Origin of the sequence: Streptomyces populi, from assembly GCF_002911015.1 — a bacterium.
Lineage (GTDB): Bacteria > Actinomycetota > Actinomycetes > Streptomycetales > Streptomycetaceae > Streptomyces > Streptomyces populi.
Genome location: NZ_KZ626879.1, coordinates 1 through 16440 on the forward strand (window position 1 = coordinate 1; position 16440 = coordinate 16440).

The window sequence follows — 16440 nt, forward strand, 5'->3', positions numbered from 1 at the left end:
CCTCCCACGGCCAAGTCCCACAGGTTCTCCCGGGCCAGGCCCGCCCGTTCCCACGCGGCCCGCACCCGCCGCAGCGGTTCCAGCACGGGCTCGGCCGAGAGCACGAACGTGCCCCAGTGCATCGGGGCCATCCGCCGCGCGCGCAGGTCGACGGCGGCCCGCACGGCCTCTTCCGGGTCGCAGTGCACGTCGCCCAGCCACCAGCGGGGGTCGTACGCGCCGATGGGCAGGAGGGCGAGGTCGATCCCCGGGTGGCGCTGCCCGATGCGGGTGAACCAGTGGCCGTATCCGGTGTCGCCCGCGAAGTACACGCACCGGCCCTCGGGCGCCGTGAGGACCCAGCCGCCCCACAGGGAGCGGCAGGTGTCGGTGAGGGTGCGCCTGGACCAGTGGTGGGCGGGGACGAAGTCGAAGCGGACGCCGTCGAGCCGGACCGCCTCCCACCAGTCGAGCTCGGTGACACGGGTGAACCGGCGGCGCCTGAACCAGCGTCCGAGTCCGGCCGGTACGAACAACGGTGTGTCGCGCGGGAGTCGGCGCAGGGTCGGCGCGTCCAGATGGTCGTAGTGGTTGTGGCTGATGACGACCGCGTCGACCCGCGGCAGCGCGCTCCAGGCCACGCCGACCGGGGTGATCCGAGTGGGGGTCCCCACGATCCGGCGGGACCAGACCGGGTCGGTGAGGACGGTGAGCCCGCCGATCCGGATCACCCAACTCGCGTGTCCCGCCCAGGAGACGGCGACCGTCCCGGCGTCCACGCCCGGCAGCGGTCCCGGCTCGAAGGGCAGCAGCGGGATGTCGGCGAGCCCTTCGGCGCGCGGCCGCAGGGAGCCCTCGCGGGCGAGCCGCGTGAAGGCCCGCAGCCCCGGCAGCGGCGCGGTCAGCCGGTCCACGAAGGACCGGGGCCAGACACGCCGCTCGCCGAGCGGGCGCGGCTCGGCGAGCGGCGGGGGCGGAAGGACGGCGGGGTGCCCCCGCACCGGGGCGGCCGGAGGCGCGGGATCACCGGTGTCCCGGGGCGTCGTGCTCGTGGTGGTCGACTCGGACTGCTGCGTCATCGAGGGGACTCCCGTCGCCGAGCGTCGTCACGGAGATCGTCGAAGACCGACTCCAGAAGGGTCAACGCGCGCTGCACATGCGGCAGTTCCAGTGGCGAGGGGGAGGCGAGCGCCTCCTCCCTCTCCTCTTCCGTGGAGCCGAGCAGCGGCCCGGTGCCGAGGCGGACCCGGAGGGCGGCGAGGTCGTCGCCGAAGCGGTGGCCGCCCGGGGCGGGCATGCCGAGCCGGGCGGAGAGCCAGTCCTCCAGGTCCTGCGCGTCACCGACGCCGTGCGCGGCGAGGGCGGAGCGGAGCGGACCGAGGTCGACGTACAGGTGTCGGCCGGCCTGCGGGGGACGCACGACGGCCCCCGCGCCGCCCACCGCGTGGTGGACGGCCCCGGCCACGCGCGCGTGCAGGCGTACGGCGGCGGTGAGCCGGTCGGCGACCACGGCGGGCTCGTCGAGCGCGTACGCGGCCGCGGCCGCGACCGGTTCGGCGACGCGCGCGCCCAGCACGGTGAGCACGTCGAGGACGCGGGAGCGCAGCGACGCGCCCGCGTCGTTGTCGGGGAAGCGGGCGACGGCGGCCGGCCAGCCCTGCGGCAGGAAGGAGCCCGCGAGGTCGGTGATCGCCACGACGTCGTCGGGGAGCATCTCGGCGGGGCTGAGCAGCACGGTGTCCTGCGGCCGGTGCAGGGTGTCGCGCCAGGTCTCGTCGCTGACGACGTGCAGTCCCTCGCCCGCCGCGGCCTCGACGGCCTCGTGCACCACCTCGGGGGGTGCGACGGTGGCGGTCGGGTCGTCGGCGACGGACAGCAGGAGCAGCCGCGGGTCGCCGCCCTCCGCGCGGACCCTGCGGACGGTCTCCAGGAGGGCGTAGGGGTCGGGGACACCGCCGCACTCCGCGGGCGTCGCCACGTGGAACACGGACCTGCCCAGCAGGCGTGCCTGCGGCGCCCACCACGCGGCGCACGGGCGGGGCACGAGGAGGTCGCCGCCGAGCGCGCCGGTCAGGGCCAGCAGCAGCGCGGGGGCTCCGGGGGCGGCCGCCACCCGGTCGGGCGCGGCGCGCAGTCCGCGGCGGGTCCAGTAGCCGCCGGCGGCGTCGAGGAGAACCGGGCCGCCGCCGAAGGGCTCGGCGGCGAAGCGGTCCGCGGCGGCGGCCAGCACGGAACGGAGTTCCGGCGGCACGGGCAGGCCCTGGTCGGGCAGGGGCGGACCGTACCGGACCGGTCCGTGGCTCTCCGGGGCCGTCCGCCGCATGTCTGCCTCCGCACCGTGGATACCGCCGTTCCCCGTTCCGGAGCCCGCCCGCCCGTACGGTTCCGGTCTCTTCGTCCCCTCGTCCAGCTCACCGGGCGCTGCCCGCGGGTCCGTGCCGTGAGCCGCTCAGCACCCAGAGGCGTGCCGCCCCGGGCGTGTCCTCACGTGTGTGCCCGTCACCTCGTCGGCCGCCGTGCCGTCCACCGTCACCGTGCCGTCCTCCCGGCCGCGTAACGTCGCCTGCGCAGTCTGTGCAGCCGGTGCGCCGCCGCGCCCAGGGCCCCGGTGATCAGCACTCCGCCGGCGACCAGGGCCGGCACGGAGTCGGTGAACACACCGCCCTCGCCGGCCCGTACGCCCCGCTGGACGGTGGGCGGGCGCCCGCCCGCGAGGTGGTCGGGGCCGATCCCGCCGTCGGGACCGTGCGTCGCCGTGACACCCCGGGCCACGGCGTACGAGGCCGTCCACTGCTTCCCGTGACCGCCGGGGGGTGCGGGACAGACGCCGCCGACGTTCCAGCGCCCGTCGGCGCCCCCGGTGCCGGGGTCCGCCCGGTCCGGGCCCACCGTGCCGGGAGCCGCGGTGTCGGGGCCCAGCGTGTCGGGAACCGTCTCCGGGCCGACCGTGTCGGGAACCGTGTCCGGGCCGACCGTGTCGGGGCCCAGCGTGTCGGGAACCGTGTCCGGGCCCAGCGTGTCGGGGCCCAGCGTGTCGGGAACCGTCTCGGGACCCACTCCATCGGGGCCCACGGTGTCCGGACCGACCGCGTTCGGACCCGCGGTGCCGGCGGTCTGCGGGACCGGGACCGCGGGATCGCCGCCGCCGGAAGCGGGGGCCGGGGCATCGGGACCCAGGGTGTCCGGGCCCCCGGACCCGGGGACCGCCGCCGCCGCGCCCGCGCCGTCGGGATTCTTCGCGTCGGAAGCGTCCGCGGCCCCCGGACCGTCGGCGCCGCGCCCTGTGGCGGCTCCCTGCGTGGCGGAGTACGCGGCCTGGTCGGGAGCCGTGCCGGGCTCGCCGGACGAGACGTGGGCGGTGCCGCTGTAGGAGGCCGCGCCCGCGGCGCCCGGGTCGGCGCCCTCGACGCGGTGCAGCTGGACCCTGCCCTCCTGGAACCCCTGGGAGCTGGCGTCGATGGAGTCGGGCAGGGTCCCCCCGGTCTCCTCGCAGCTGACCGTGACGGTGACGGTGCCGCCCGGCTCGACGGAGCCCGGACTGACCTCCGCGGCCGGATCCGCGAACGCGCCCGACGCGGCGGCGCCGAGGGCGGCGCCGGCCAGGGCGGTGGCGTACAGGGCACGGGCGGTACGGCGCATGAGCGGGGCTCCTTCGGCGGGGCTTGCGGTCCGAGGGCCACGGCCGTCGTGCCCCTCGGGGCCATCAGAGCCCGCCGTACCGCCGGGCGCGAACGGCCGGGCACCATTCGCGGGAAAGCGGGGGCCCGAGCGGGTGACATCGCCACCGCACGGCACCGGTCCCCCGCGACCTGGACACACCCGCGGCCACCGCCCGCACGCCACCCGCGGCCGGATGCCCTGGGGGACCCGCCGTACCGGCCGTACGGCGCCCCGCGCGCGGCCCGCGGGAGAGCCGCCCCCGCAGGAGCCGCGACCACGGAACCGCCCGGATGCCCGGACGACGGCCGCTCCGCGGCGCCGGGCGGGTGCCGCCTCCAGGGCGGTCCGCCGATGGACCTGATGCCACGTCACACCACCGTGACGGCACCGTCGGCGGCCCGGTCCGGCCCGGCCCGGCCCGATCCGATCCGCCCTAGGCCGCGTCGCGCATGATCTGGTCGCGCAGCCGGGTGCAGCAGCGGCTGATGAGGCGGGAGACGTGCATCTGGGAGATGCCCAGTTCGTCGGCGATGCGGCTCTGGGTCATGTCGTCGAAGAAGCGCATGTAGAGGATGGCGCGTTCCCTCTCGGGCAGGGCCTGGAGCCGGGGCTTGACGGCCTCGCGGTCGATGACGGTGTCGAGGGCCGGATCGGGTGAACCGAGGCCGTCGCCGAGGGAGTAGCCGTCCTCGCCGCCCGGCAGTTCGGCGTCGAGGGAGAGCGCGGTGAAGCTCTCCAGGGCCTCCAGACCCGTCCGGACGTCCTCCTCGCTCATGCCGGCGTGCTCGGCGAGCTCGGTGACCGTGGGCCGGCGGCCCGGGATGGTCTGCGACAGGTCCTGGCCGGCGAACCGGACCCGATTGCGCAGTTCCTGGACCCGGCGCGGCACGTGCAGGGTCCACATGTGGTCGCGGAAGTGGCGCTTGATCTCGCCGGTTATCGTCGGCACGGCGTAGCTCTCGAAGGCGTTGCCGAGCTCGGGGTCGTAGCGGTCGACGGCCTTGACCAGCCCGAGCGCCGCGACCTGGCGCAGGTCCTCGTGGCTCTCGCCACGGCTGCGGAAGCGGCCCGCGAGCCGTTCGGCCATCGGCAGCCAGGACTCGACGATCTCCGCGCGGAGCGCGTCGCGCTCCTGCCCCGGGGGGAGTGCGTCGAGCCTGCGGAACGCCTCCGCGGTGTCGGGGGCGTCGTCGTGCGGATGGTGCGTCGCGCTCGCTCGGGTTCGCATGATGCGTCGCAACTCCCTTGATGATGCCGTGTGATGGACAGTCATCGTGGGAACGCACCCGTGCGCCGGACGAGTACACCCATGGCGCGGATCACCGCTCCCACGGACGTGCCTCCTGTCCGAAGCACTGCAACTGCGTCTGCCCCGCGCCATGCGGGGCAAACACCGCTCGATTGTCCCTCGAGCCGGGCTTCCCGTTCTCCCGGGGTCCGGGAGAACGGGTTCTTCCCCCGCGCCGGGCTCCCCGAGAGCCGGGTCCCGCGGGCCGGACCCTGTCCGTGGCGCACCGCGAAACCCGGCTCAGGAGTACTCCGCCGGGCCTCCCGGGCCAGACCTTCGCCGTTCCGGGCGGGTTGCCCGCACGCGCGCCGACGCCCCCGTCCGGGTTTCTCCGGGAAGGAGCAGGGGTTCGGTTTCCACCGGGTGGATCCGGGCCCGCGGTGAGCGGCGGCCCGGGAGTCGGCGGGCCCCGCGGAATCGTCCGCAGGCTTACGGGATCAGCTGGTTCGGTCCGTTGTCGCCGGCCAGGTTCATCCCGAACTGCGCCTTCGTCGCGGGCGCCCCCAGGTCCACCGGGTTCTCGGCGAAGGCCTTGGCGGCGGTCAGGCCGGACGCCGTGCCGCGGAGCAGCCACACGGCGCCGCCGTTCACGATCGTGCCCAGGTCCTCCCCCGGCGCGCCCGTGGTCAGGTCCGCCTTCCCGTCGCCCGTGACGTCCAGCAGTCGCAGCGACCCGCCGAAGAGGTCACCCTTCTCCGCCGCCCCCGGCACACCGGCGGTGTCCTGGTGGAACGCCTGCGCGCCCGTGCCGGTGAGCCCGCCCCTGCCGCCCTTGAGCAGCACCACCGAGCCGGCCTTCGTCACCGAGCCGATGGCCTCGCCCGGAACACCCACGGCCAGATCCGCGTAGCCGTCGCCGTTCACGTCGCCCGCGCTCAGCCGCGCCCCGAAGCGGTCGTTCTTCTCGCTCACGCCGGGCACACTCGCGGTGTCCTGGGTGATCGTCTTCGTACGGGTCGTGCCGGGCCCGGCCGCCGAGCCGTAGTAGATCTTGATCGTCCCCGAGTCGTACTGCATCCCCTCCGTGTCGCCGTTCGGGTAGACCCGGGTGGCGAGATCGGCGTACCCGTCCTTGTCGAAGTCGCCGACGGCGGTGGTGTTCGCGGAGTTCATCCGCCGGGGGACCGTGGACAGACCCTGTGGCGTGCCGAGCCACAGCTTGCCGCCCTCGGCATGGTTCTCGTAGACGTAGAAGGTGGCCAGGTCGTCGATGCCGTCGCCGTTGAAGTCACCCGCGGCGGTGGTGCACATCGTGTTGTCGGTGCTGAACGCGTTCAGCTGCTGGTCGCGCGCCGGTTCCCCGTTCCGGCCGAACGGGCCGTAGAGCACTCCGCGGAGGTCGTAGTCCTCGGCGTTGCGCAGGAACAGGTCCACGTGCCCGTCGCCGTCGAAGTCGCCCGCGGTGATGTTCTCGCCGACGAACGCGTTCACGGGTGCGAGAACGGTGGCCGCGCCCGTTCCGGAGACGCCCTTCGAACTGCCCCAGAGGACGATCACCGAACCGCTGACGTTGTTCGCCGGCTGGTACTCGTTCGTCGCCACGGCCAGGTCGGTGAAGCCGTCGCCGTCCAGGTCGCGGGGGATCAACGCGTAGCCGAAGCCGTGGTTGTCACCGGAGGTGCCGGGCACGCCCGGGGTGTCCTGGGTGATGACCACGGTACGGCCCGGACCGTTCGCGGAGCCGTAGCTGATCGCGACGTAGCCCGCCCACGTGTGTCCGGCCACGGTGGCGGCGGGGGCGGCGACGGCGACATCCTGGTGGCCGTCGCCGTCGAAGTCCTCCCGCACGGCGGTGGTGCCCTCCGTCGCGGACGCCGTCCCCCCGGCGAGCGGCACGGTGAACGCCCCTATCAGCGCGGCGGCTGCTGCTGCGGTGACGGCCGGTCTGCGGATGCCCACGGTTCCTCCTTGTGGCGCGGGCGGTCGCGGACGGTGCGGGGCCGCGAGCGCGCGCGAGTGAGTTTCACCGGGAAGACATCCGTCAACGGTCGATGGTTGTGCGATGAACAGCGGGCGAACGCTCCGTACGACGCCACGGGCCCGCGCCCTTCCGGGTGCGGGCCGGCCGGGGTTCCCCGCCCCCGCGTCCGGGGCGGTCGACGGAACGCGCGGCGTGCGGCGCCGTGAGGACCTGGGCGGCGGGAGACGCCGGGGCCGGTCCCGGCGGTCGGTCCGCCGCGGCCCCTGCCCGTACGGTGACGCGCGTCGTCAGGGCCTGCGGCCGACCGGGCACAGCGGTTTCGTCCGCGCGTCGCCGGCCGGGCCGACGGTGTCGCCGTCCCGGACAGGCGCGGGCACCCGGGCCTGCTCGGCGGCGAGGTGGCCGACGAGGTCGCGCACGCTCCACCCGGTGCACGGCGTGGGGGCGTCCCACCGGTCGTCACGGATCGCGTGGACGCGTCGGCCGGACAGTTCGAGGGCCGCGGCCTGCCGGGCCGGCATCGGACGCGTGGTGACCGGGTCCGGGCCGGTCACGCAGGCGGCACCCCCGCGGGTCCGCGCTCCCGGGCCCCCTCACGCGTACGGCCCGCGGAGACGGGCCGGCGGGGATGGCGGCGCAGATACTCGCCCTCCAGCTGGGCCATGCGCACGTTGTGGGTGTGCAGCGCGTCGTTCGAACCGTGCAGCAACGTGTCGTGGCGGGTGCGGTGGATGGCCTCCAGCTCTTTCATCAACTGCTGGTCGTCCAGCCGGTCCGGTTCGACTCCGGTCATGGTGCTACCCCGCTCGTCGTGGCCGTCGGTGCGGTCCGGGCGCCGACCCGGGCAAACGGTGCCCCGAGCGGCGTCCGGGAGGGAGCCATGGATTGAGACCTTCTCCCTCCACTCTACGAACATCCGGGGTGCCGGGCCTCTCCGGGACGAGTCCGCCGCCCCTACGGCCCGCCTACCGCTCCCGCTCCACCCGGCGCTCGTCCCACACCGGCTCCTGCGTCTCCCGTACCCGGCCGTCCGAGCCGAAGACCAGGTAGCGGTCGAAGGAGCGGGCGAACCAGCGGTCGTGGGTGACCGACAGCACCGTCCCCTCGTACGCCTCGAGGCCTTCCTGAAGTGCCTCCGCGGACTCCAGGTCGAGGTTGTCGGTCGGCTCGTCGAGGAGCAGGGCCGTCGAGCCCTCCAGTTCGAGGAGCAGGATCTGGAAACGTGCCTGCTGGCCGCCCGACAGCTTGTCGAAGCGCTGCTCGGCCTGGGCGGTCAGCTCGTAGCGGCGCAGCCTGGACATCGCGGCTCCGCGGTCCTGGGAGTGCTCGGTCCACAGGATGTCCAGGAGCGTGCGGCCCTCCAGCTCCGGGTGGGCGTGCGTCTGCGCGAAGTGGCCGGCGACCACGCGGGCGCCGAGCTTCCACTCTCCGGTGTGCGCGACGTCACCGCCCGCGAGCAGCCGCAGGAAGTGCGACTTGCCCGAGCCGTTGGAGCCGAGGACGGCGACGCGTTCGCCGTAGAAGATCTCCAGGTCGAAGGGTTTCATCAGCCCGGTGAGCTCAAGCCCCTTGCAGGTCACGGCCCTCACCCCGGTGCGTCCGCCGTGCAGCCGCATCGTGATGTCCTGCTCGCGCGGCGGCTCCGGAGGCGGTCCGGCCTCCTCGAACTTGCGCAGACGGGTCTGCGCGGCCGCGTAGCGGGACGCCATCTCATGGCTGACGGCGGCCGCCTGACGGAGGTTCAGCACGAGTTTCTTGAGCTGCGCGTGCTTCTCGTCCCAGCGTCGGCGCAGCTCCTCGAAGCGCGCGAACCGCTCGCGCCTGGCCTCGTGATAGGTCGCGAAACCGGAGCCGTGCACCCAGGCGTCCGCACCGGCCGGGCCGGGCTCGACGCTGATGATCTTCTCGGCGGAGCGGGCGAGGAGTTCGCGGTCGTGCGACACGAACAGCACGGTCTTGCGGGTCTCCCCCAGCCGCTCCTCCAGCCAGCGCTTGCCGGGCACGTCGAGGTAGTTGTCCGGCTCGTCGAGGAGCAGCACCTCGTCGGTGCCGCGCAGCAGCGCCTCCAGCACCAGGCGCTTCTGCTCGCCTCCGGACAGGGTCCGCACCAGGCGCCACTGGGCCTTCTCATAGGGGACGCCGAGGGCAGCCATCGTGCACATGTCCCAGAGGGTCTCGGCCTCGTACCCGCGGACCTCGGCCCAGTCGGACAGCGCCTGCGCGTACTGGAGCTGCGCCGCCTCGTCGTCCACGGTCATCATCGCGTGCTCGGCGGCGTCCACGGCCTTCGCGGCCTCGCGGATACGGGGCGGGGCCACGGAGACGAGCAGCTCGCGCACGGTCGTCTCGTCGCGTACGGACCCCACGAACTGGCGCATGACGCCGAGCCCGCCGCTGACGTTCACGGTCCCGCCGTGGGGCTTGATCTCCCCGGAGATCAGCCGCAGCAGCGTCGTCTTGCCGGCGCCGTTCGGTCCCACCAGGGCGACGACGGCCCCTTCCCCGACCCGAAACGACACGTCGCCGAGCAGCGCCCTCCCGTCGGGAAGGTAGTACTCAAGGTGTGCGGCTTCGAGATGTCCCATGGGCAGGCATTCTCCGGGGAGCGGGGGTGCTGGGCAAACGCGTATCCGGGCGGGGGCCCGGGGCCGGGGCGGGAAGCGCCCGATCCGGGGTAGACGGAGCCGCATGACCACGACCCCGGATGTCGACCTGACCGCCCTCGTACCGGGCCGCCACGCCCTTCGGGACCGCCTGCTCGGCCTGGACCTGCGCCTCTTCGAGGCGGTCGCGGCGCGGCACTGGCCGGGCTGCGACCCCGTGCTGCCGCGGCTGAGCCGGGGCGCGAACCACGGTCTCCTGTGGTTCGCCACGGCCGCCGCGGTGGCGGCGAGCCGCACCCCCCGGGCCCGCCGGGCCGCCGTCCGGGGCGTCGCCTCGCTCGCCCTGGCCTCGGCCACGATCAACACCGTCGGCAAGCGCTCGGTGCGCCGCACCCGCCCCGGCCTCGGCCCGGTGCCGGCCGTCCGGCAGCTGAAGCGGCAGCCGGTCACCACGTCGTTCCCGTCGGGGCACGCGGCCTCCGCCGCGGCCTTCGCCGCGGGGGTGGCGCTGGAGTCCCGCGGCTGGGGCGCCGCCGTGGCGCCGCTCGCCGCGGCGGTGGCGCTGTCCCGCGTCTACACCGGGGTCCACTTCCCGAGCGACGTCGTGGCCGGTGCGGCGCTGGGCGTCGGCGCCGCGTACGCGGTGCGGGCGCTGGTGCCGACCCGGGACCAGGTGACCCCGCCGGGGCGCCCGCGCACGGACGCGCCCGCGCTGGCCGAGGGCGAGGGCCTGGTCATGGTGGCCAACAGGGGCTCGGGCACCGCGGAGCGGGCCGGCGCGCTGGCCGCCGCGCTGCCGGGGGCCGAGATCGTGGAGTGCGAACCCGCCGACGTGCGGGAGGAGCTGGAGAAGGCGGCGGCCCGCGCCCGGGTGCTGGGCGTGTGCGGCGGCGACGGCACGGTGAACACCGCGGCCGAGGTCGCCCTGCGCCACGGGATCCCCCTCGCCGTCCTGCCGGGCGGCACGCTCAACCACTTCGCCCACGACCTCGGCGTGGAGGGCGAACGCGATCTGGCCCGCGCGCTCCAGGAGGGCGAGGCGGTCCAGGTGGACGTGGGCCGGTTCGCCTCCGGCGGCACGGAGGGCATCTTCCTCAACACGTGCAGTCTGGGCGTCTATCCGGAGCTGGTGCGCGAGCGGGAGAACTGGTCCCAGGTGATCGGCAGTTGGCCGGCCGGAGTACTGGGCGCCCTGCGCGTGCTCCGGGCCGACCACCACCCGCTGCGGGCCGAACTCGGTGGGCGCAGCCACCCGTTGTGGCTGCTGTTCGCCGGCAACGGCACCTACCACCGGATGGGCCTGGCACCCGCCCGCCGCTTCGACCTCGCGGACGGCCGCCTCGACGTACGGGTCGTGCACGGCGGCCGCCATCCCGCGGTGCGGCTGCTGGCCGCGGCCTTCGCGGGGCCCCTCACCCGCTCCCCCGCGCACGCGGCGGTACGGGTGGGCCGCCTGCGCGTCGAGGGTGTGGCGCCGGGAACGCTGCTGGCCTACGACGGCGAGGTCACCGAGGTGAGCGGCGAGGTGACGCTGCGCAAGAGCCCCGAGGCGCTGACCGTCTACCGCCCCGCGGCCGCGCGCTGACCACGGGCCCGGACAGGGACGGGTGTTGTCCACATGACAAGACGCGTATCTCATAATGCGGCATGAGCGCGTACGGTGATGACGTCGCCTCAGGGAGTGCGCACTCCGGGAGTGCGCGCGCTCCGGGCGAGTCCCGTACGACGAGAAGGGGATCGGTCATGTCGCAGTCGAAGCCGCAGGAGACCGCCGTCTACACGCACGGCCACCACGAATCGGTGCTCCGCTCGCACACCTGGCGCACCGCCGCCAACTCGGCGGCCTACCTGCTCGGTTCACTGAAGCCGCACATGCAGATCCTCGACATCGGCTGCGGACCGGGCACCATCACCGCGGACCTGGCCGAACTGGTCCCGGACGGCCGGGTCACCGCTGTCGACCACGCCCCCGGCATCCTGGACCAGGCACGCCGGACGGCGGCCGGACGCGGCCTGGACAACGTCGAGTTCGCCGTCGCCGACGTCCACGCGCTGGAGTACCCGGACGACACGTTCTGCGTGGTCCACGCCCACCAGGTGCTCCAGCACGTGGGCGATCCGGTGCGGGCACTGCGCGAGATGCACCGGGTCACCAAGCCCGGCGGGTTCATCGCCGTCCGCGAGTCGGACTACTCGGCCATGACCTGGTACCCGTCGTCTCCGGGCATGGACGACTGGCAGGACCTGTATCTGCGCGTGGCCCGTGCCAACGGGGGCGAGCCCGACGCCGGCCGCCGTCTCAAGTCGTGGGCACTGGCGGCCGGGATCCGGGACATCACGGCCACGTCGAGCACCTGGACCTTCTCCACCGAGGACGAGCGGGCCTGGTGGAGCGGTCTGTGGGCCGACCGCACGGTGGCGTCCGCGTACGCGGAGCGGGCCACGGAAGGGGGCCACGCGACCCCCGAGGAGCTGCGGGCGGTGTCGGACGCCTGGCGGGAGTGGGGGCGGCAGGAGGACGGCTGGTTCTCCGTCCTGCACGGAGAAATTCTCTGCCGAAAGGAAGCGTGATCCCGCGATATCGGGCAACCAGGAACGCAGGAGGTTACACACTATGGTTCCCATTCTGCTGGTTCTGCTGCTCGCGTTGATTCTCTTCGGTGCCGGATTCGCGCTGAAGATTCTGTGGTGGATAGCTTTGGTGGTCATCGTCCTGTGGCTGCTCGGATTCCTGGTGCGCGGCACGAACGCTTCCGGCGGCCGGGGCCGCTGGTACAGGTGGTAGCCCTTCCCCTCCGATGAGAACCCGGGGAGAAAAGGCTTTGCCCGGCCCGGGGTCCAGGACAGTCCTGGACCCCGGGCCGGGCTCCGTGCCGCTCAGCCCGTACAGCTCGTGAGGCCGGTGAACCCGGTGAGGCCCGTGGACCGAGTGAAGGAGTAGGCGGCCCACGGCCCCGTGAGCTCCACCCGCACCCCCGGCTCCTCCCCCACCTTTCCGTTCACCAGTTCCACGAATTCCCCCGAGTCCGCGCGCGGCACCAGATAGGCCGCATCGAATATTTTCTCGCCTTCTTCCCCGGGCGGAGCCTCCCGAGCCGATTCCGGATTCCGCGGAGTCAGCATCCGGTTCTCTTCGGCACACTCGGAAAGGGTGTCGTGCAGCCGGCGCGTGAATTCGTCCACGGAGTTCCCGAAGCTCCCGGAATCCCCGGAATCTCCCGCGGGTCCGGCATACACCCGCACGTCCCATTCCACCCGCCCGTCGAGCCGGTCGAGGGTCCGCAGGAAATCCTCCCTGCGTTCGTCCATCATCACGCGTACGCCGCTGTCGTCCCGCAGAACGGTGGCGAGCCGGAGCGGCAGCGGGCTGGTGACCGCGGTGAGCGCGTCGATGACGCTCTGGTGCGCGCGGGCCGTCGCCTCCAGCCAGTGGACGTCCTCCAGCCGCCGGCGCAGCGGCTCCGCGGCGAACTCCCGCTCCGGGACCGAGCCGACCACGGCGATCAGGTCGCCGTGGCGCAGCAGCCTGGGCGGAATGCCCCCGACCCCGGTCAGCTCGGCCGACAGCGCCGCCGAGAAGGGGCGGCAGATCGCGTACACATAGCGCAGAGCGCTCATGGGTCTCCTCCCGCGCTTCCACTCGCGCCCCCCGCGGCGTACTGCCCATGGTGCGCTCCGGACTCCGGTCGGCGCACCACGACGGCCCGCCCGCGCTCCGGCGGGCGCGCCGCGGGGGGCATCTCCGCCCCCCGGACCGGTCAGCGCACCATGGCCGTCTCGACCAGCAGACGGCCCGCCGCCGCGATCGACCCGGCGTCGATGCCCGCGGCGCGCAGCTGCTCGTCGGGGCTCGCGGAACCCGGCATCGTACGGACGGCGAGGCGCACCAGGCGGGGCACGGGGCGGCCGTCGGTGAAGGCGTCCAGCACCGCGTCCCCGAGGCCGCCCTCCTCCCGGTGGTCCTCCACCGTGACCAGGCAGCCGGTCTCCTCGGCGGCCTCGCGCAGGGTCGCGCGGTCGACGGGCTTCACCGAGTAGAGGTCGATCACGCGGGCCTGGATGCCCTCGCGGTCGAGCGCTTCCGCGGCGGCCAGCGCCTCGTGGACGGTGACGCCCGCCGCGACGAGCGTGAGCCGGTCGTCGGCGGAGGCGCGCAGCACCTTGCTGCCGCCGACCGGGAACTCCTCGGTCGCGCTGTAGATGACGGGGCTCTCACCGCGTGAGGTGCGCAGATAGCGGATGCCCTCCAGACCGGCCATCGTGACGACGAGCTTCGCCGTCTGGTTGGCGTCGCAGGGGTACAGCACGGTCGAGTCGTACACGGACCGGAACATGGCCAGGTCCTCGAGGCCCATCTGCGAGGGCCCGTCCTGCCCGATGGCGACGCCCGCGTGGGAGCCGACGAGGTTGACGCCCGTGCCGCTGACGGACGCCATGCGGACGAAGTCGTGGGCCCGGGTGAGGAAGGCCGCGAACGTCGAGGCGTAGGGCACCCAGCCGCGCGTGGCCATGCCGACGGCGGTGGCGACCAGCTGCTGCTCGGCGATGTAGCACTCGAAGTAGCGCTCGGGGTGTTCCTTGGCGAAGAACTCGGCGCGGGTCGAGTCGCCGACCTCGCCGTCCAGGGCCACGACGTCACCGCGGGCGCCGCCGAGCGCGGCGAGCGCCTTCCCGAAGGCGTCGCGGGTGGCGACCTCGTCACCGGTCTCGAACCGCGGCAGGTCGAGGTGTCCGGAGCGTACGGCGTGCAGCATCCTGGCGGCGGGCGGCTGCCGGACCTCCACCCGGCGGTCGTGCACACCGCCGAGTTCGGCGATCGCCTCCTCGGCGTCCGGCAGCGGCTTGCCGTGCAGTCCCTCGCGGTCCTGGACCGAGGCCACGCCCTTGCCCTTCAGCGTGCGGGCGAGGATCACGGTGGGCTGTCCGCTGGTGGAGTCCGCTTCCAGGAAGGCCCGGTCGATCGCGTCCACGTCGTGTCCGTCGACCTCGACGGTGTGCCAGTCGAACGCCCCGAAGCGGCGCGCGTACGCGTCGAGGTCGTGTCCGTGCCGGGTCGGTCCGCGCTGGCCCAGACGGTTGACGTCGACGATCACGGTCAGGTTGTCGAGGTGCTCGTGGCCCGCGTGCTCGGCGGCCTCCCACACCGATCCCTCGGCGAGCTCGCTGTCGCCGCACAGCACCCGGACGCGGTATCCGGTGCGGTCGAGCCGCTTTCCGGCGAGCGCGATGCCGACCCCGACGGGAAGCCCCTGGCCGAGCGATCCGGTGGCGGTCTCGACCCACGGGAGCCGCCGGGGCGTGGGGTGCCCCTCGAGCCTGCTGCCCGCCTTGCGGAAGGTGAGCAGTTCGGCCTCGTTCAGCGCGCCGGCCGCCTTGTACGCGGCGTACAGGAGCGGTGAGGCGTGCCCCTTGGAGAGGACGAAACGGTCGTTGCCGGGATGCTGCGGGCGCTCGAAGTCGTACCGTGTGTGGTTGGCCAGCATGACCGCCATCACGTCGGCGGCGGACATGGACGACGTCGGGTGCCCCGAGCCCGCGGCGTCGGCGGCCCGGACGCTGTCGACGCGCAGTTGCTGGGCCAGGTCGATGAGCTGGCGTGTGTTCATGATGCTCCTTCCAGACCTCCGGCGGTTCCTGGACAGCCCGGTGCCCCGGCCCCTCCCTTCGGGTGAGGCCGGTTCCCTCCCGCCGTACGGGCTTTCCGCGTCCCCCCGACCTCGGCGCCCAAACACGGGCACGCCCGGTGTTTCCCGCCGGGACCGGAAGCCGGAGACGCTCTCCCGCCCCGGGCGGGCACTTTCCGGCCCCGCGTACCCGCCCGGCGGGGCCGCGGACACGGCACCGGCGCCGTGCGCGGCGGAGGGTTCATCGCGCCCGGCGGCGCCACACCTCGGGGTCGTCGGAGGGAACCGGGCCCGTACCGCCGTCGGGGACACCGGGCGCCCCGGTCGGCATCGGCGGGTACATCAGGCCCAGGCCGCCGGGCGGGAAGGCGGGCGCGTGGGCGCCGATGACCCGGCCGGGCGGGGCGAGCGCGTCCGCGTTCCCGGTCGTCGGCCCGTGCGCGGACGACCGGGCCGTGCCCCGCAGCGCGTACGCCACGGCCCCGAGCGCCACCCCCGCGACGAGGGCGGCCGTCCAGCCGGGCACCGCCGACGCGAGGGCCAGACCGAGGGCGAGGACCAGGGCGGCGCCCGCGTACAGCGCGGCGGCGCCCGAAGCGGCGTACAGCACGGCCGTCCGGCGCTTCGCGCGCGTCTGCTCGCGCAGTTCGTCCCGGACGGTCTCGCGGGCCACCGCGGTGAGTTCGTCGACGAGTTCCCTGTCCAGATGCTCCAGCTGTTCCAGGTGCTCGATGCGCTTCATCGTCCGCGGGTACCCGCCGGGCCGGACCCGTAACGGATCGGCCCCGGCGCCGGGGGCGATCGTCCGAATCGATCTCCCCCGCCGCGCGCGCCCAACTAGGCTCGCCCTCATGGAGATTCTGGGAGCCACGCTGCGCGTCTGCGTCGACGACCTGGAGGCCGCGGTCCCCTTCTACGAACGGCTCGCGGGCGGCAGGGCGCTCCGTTTCGAGCGCGGCGGCGTGTCGGTCGCCGCGGTCGGCTGCTTCCTGCTGATGAGCGGGCCCGCGTCCGAACTCGACGTGCTGCGCAAGGTCGCGGCGACGATCGCCGTCAAGGACGTCGAGGAGACCGGCCGGGTCCTCACCGGCCTCGGCGCCCGTGTCGTCGCGGGCCCGGTGGAGACACCCGCGGGCCGCAACCTCATCGCCGTCCATCCCGACGGATCGGTGTACGAGTACGCGGACCGCAACGGCTGAGCGGCACCGCGCCCGGACGCGACCGGTCCCGGACGCCCCACCCGGCGGCGGAGCAACCGGGACCGTGACCACGAAGGCCGGACCGCGGCCGAAGCCGGACCGGGGGCGGAGCCGGACCGGGGGCGGGGTCGACGGCCCGGGCGGGAACCGCCCGGCGCCGGACGGC

The 16440-nt window shown here is 74.3% G+C and carries 15 protein-coding genes; 4 read left to right on the forward strand and 11 right to left on the reverse strand.

Annotation, left to right across the window (positions count from 1 at the left end; translation table 11 throughout):
• From CW362_RS21005 to CW362_RS21040, 8 genes are all read right to left on the reverse strand, one after another.
• Positions 1–1058 (reverse strand): MBL fold metallo-hydrolase (locus CW362_RS21005; protein ID WP_103551048.1); only part of this gene is annotated, 1058 nt, incomplete at its 3' end.
• Positions 1055–2302, reverse strand: coding sequence for an aminotransferase class I/II-fold pyridoxal phosphate-dependent enzyme (locus tag CW362_RS21010; protein WP_103551049.1), 1248 nt, complete (start codon positions 2300–2302; stop codon positions 1055–1057). The genes CW362_RS21010 and CW362_RS21005, both read right to left, overlap by 4 nt.
• A 206-nt stretch (positions 2303–2508) precedes the next feature.
• Positions 2509–3618 carry a hypothetical protein gene (locus CW362_RS21015; protein ID WP_103551050.1) on the reverse strand — a complete coding sequence of 370 codons (1110 nt, stop codon included), beginning with the start codon at positions 3616–3618 and terminating at the stop codon, positions 2509–2511.
• Between the two features lie 454 nt (positions 3619–4072).
• Positions 4073–4867: an RNA polymerase sigma factor SigF gene (locus CW362_RS21020; protein ID WP_103551051.1), complete on the reverse strand. Its 795-nt coding sequence runs from the start codon at positions 4865–4867 to the stop codon at positions 4073–4075.
• A gap of 489 nt (positions 4868–5356) precedes the next feature.
• Positions 5357–6826, reverse strand: coding sequence for an FG-GAP and VCBS repeat-containing protein (locus CW362_RS21025; RefSeq protein WP_103551052.1), 1470 nt, complete (start codon positions 6824–6826; stop codon positions 5357–5359).
• A 309-nt stretch (positions 6827–7135) separates the two neighbouring features.
• A complete protein-coding gene (locus CW362_RS21030; RefSeq protein WP_338069074.1) occupies positions 7136–7402 on the reverse strand; it encodes a maleylpyruvate isomerase N-terminal domain-containing protein in 267 nt (88 codons plus the stop codon).
• Complete coding sequence (locus tag CW362_RS21035; RefSeq protein ID WP_103551053.1) at positions 7399–7641, reverse strand: DUF6158 family protein; 243 nt, start codon at positions 7639–7641, stop codon at positions 7399–7401. Before CW362_RS21035 ends, CW362_RS21030 begins: the two co-directional genes overlap by 4 nt.
• A 172-nt stretch (positions 7642–7813) precedes the next feature.
• Entirely contained in the window at positions 7814–9433 is a 1620-nt protein-coding gene (locus CW362_RS21040) for an ABC-F family ATP-binding cassette domain-containing protein (RefSeq protein ID WP_103551054.1), read from the reverse strand.
• 103 nt (positions 9434–9536) lie between these two features.
• Here CW362_RS21040 and CW362_RS21045 point away from each other — a divergent pair, with 103 nt between their 5' ends.
• The 3 genes from CW362_RS21045 (at position 9537) to CW362_RS21055 (ending at position 12236) form a co-directional block, all read left to right on the forward strand.
• Positions 9537–11036 (forward strand): bifunctional phosphatase PAP2/diacylglycerol kinase family protein, encoded by a 1500-nt coding sequence (locus CW362_RS21045; protein ID WP_103551055.1) that lies wholly within the window; start codon positions 9537–9539, stop codon positions 11034–11036.
• A gap of 158 nt (positions 11037–11194) precedes the next feature.
• Positions 11195–12022, forward strand: coding sequence for a class I SAM-dependent methyltransferase (locus CW362_RS21050; RefSeq protein WP_103551056.1), 828 nt, complete (start codon positions 11195–11197; stop codon positions 12020–12022).
• A 43-nt stretch (positions 12023–12065) separates the two neighbouring features.
• Positions 12066–12236 carry a hydrophobic protein gene (locus tag CW362_RS21055; RefSeq protein WP_103551057.1) on the forward strand — a complete coding sequence of 57 codons (171 nt, stop codon included), beginning with the start codon at positions 12066–12068 and terminating at the stop codon, positions 12234–12236.
• A gap of 92 nt (positions 12237–12328) precedes the next feature.
• On the opposite strand, the gene CW362_RS21060 is transcribed toward CW362_RS21055, so the two are convergent.
• From CW362_RS21060 to CW362_RS21070, 3 genes are all read right to left on the reverse strand, one after another.
• Complete coding sequence (locus CW362_RS21060) at positions 12329–13069, reverse strand: GvpL/GvpF family gas vesicle protein (protein WP_103551058.1); 741 nt, start codon at positions 13067–13069, stop codon at positions 12329–12331.
• 140 nt (positions 13070–13209) lie between these two features.
• The gene (locus CW362_RS21065; protein WP_103551059.1) at positions 13210–15057 is read right to left on the reverse strand and encodes a transketolase; all 1848 of its coding nucleotides are present in this window, start codon (positions 15055–15057) and stop codon (positions 13210–13212) included.
• A 259-nt stretch (positions 15058–15316) separates the two neighbouring features.
• Positions 15317–15808: a phage holin family protein gene (locus CW362_RS21070; protein ID WP_376451571.1), complete on the reverse strand. Its 492-nt coding sequence runs from the start codon at positions 15806–15808 to the stop codon at positions 15317–15319.
• 118 nt (positions 15809–15926) lie between these two features.
• Here CW362_RS21070 and CW362_RS21075 point away from each other — a divergent pair, with 118 nt between their 5' ends.
• Positions 15927–16274 (forward strand): VOC family protein, encoded by a 348-nt coding sequence (locus tag CW362_RS21075; protein ID WP_103551060.1) that lies wholly within the window; start codon positions 15927–15929, stop codon positions 16272–16274.
• Positions 16275–16440 lie beyond the last annotated feature (166 nt).

Coding starts and splice junctions, on each gene's coding strand:
- CW362_RS21075 (WP_103551060.1), top strand. CDS start 15,927: ATGGAGATTCTGGGAGCCACGCTGCGCGTCTGCGTCGACGACCTGGAG.
- CW362_RS21015 (WP_103551050.1), bottom strand. CDS start 3,618: ATGCGCCGTACCGCCCGTGCCCTGTACGCCACCGCCCTGGCCGGCGCC.
- CW362_RS21060 (WP_103551058.1), bottom strand. CDS start 13,069: ATGAGCGCTCTGCGCTATGTGTACGCGATCTGCCGCCCCTTCTCGGCG.
- CW362_RS21065 (WP_103551059.1), bottom strand. CDS start 15,057: ATGAACACACGCCAGCTCATCGACCTGGCCCAGCAACTGCGCGTCGAC.
- CW362_RS21040 (WP_103551054.1), bottom strand. CDS start 9,433: ATGGGACATCTCGAAGCCGCACACCTTGAGTACTACCTTCCCGACGGG.
- CW362_RS21035 (WP_103551053.1), bottom strand. CDS start 7,641: ATGACCGGAGTCGAACCGGACCGGCTGGACGACCAGCAGTTGATGAAA.
- CW362_RS21045 (WP_103551055.1), top strand. CDS start 9,537: ATGACCACGACCCCGGATGTCGACCTGACCGCCCTCGTACCGGGCCGC.
- CW362_RS21020 (WP_103551051.1), bottom strand. CDS start 4,867: ATGCGAACCCGAGCGAGCGCGACGCACCATCCGCACGACGACGCCCCC.
- CW362_RS21055 (WP_103551057.1), top strand. CDS start 12,066: ATGGTTCCCATTCTGCTGGTTCTGCTGCTCGCGTTGATTCTCTTCGGT.
- CW362_RS21050 (WP_103551056.1), top strand. CDS start 11,195: ATGTCGCAGTCGAAGCCGCAGGAGACCGCCGTCTACACGCACGGCCAC.
- CW362_RS21010 (WP_103551049.1), bottom strand. CDS start 2,302: ATGCGGCGGACGGCCCCGGAGAGCCACGGACCGGTCCGGTACGGTCCG.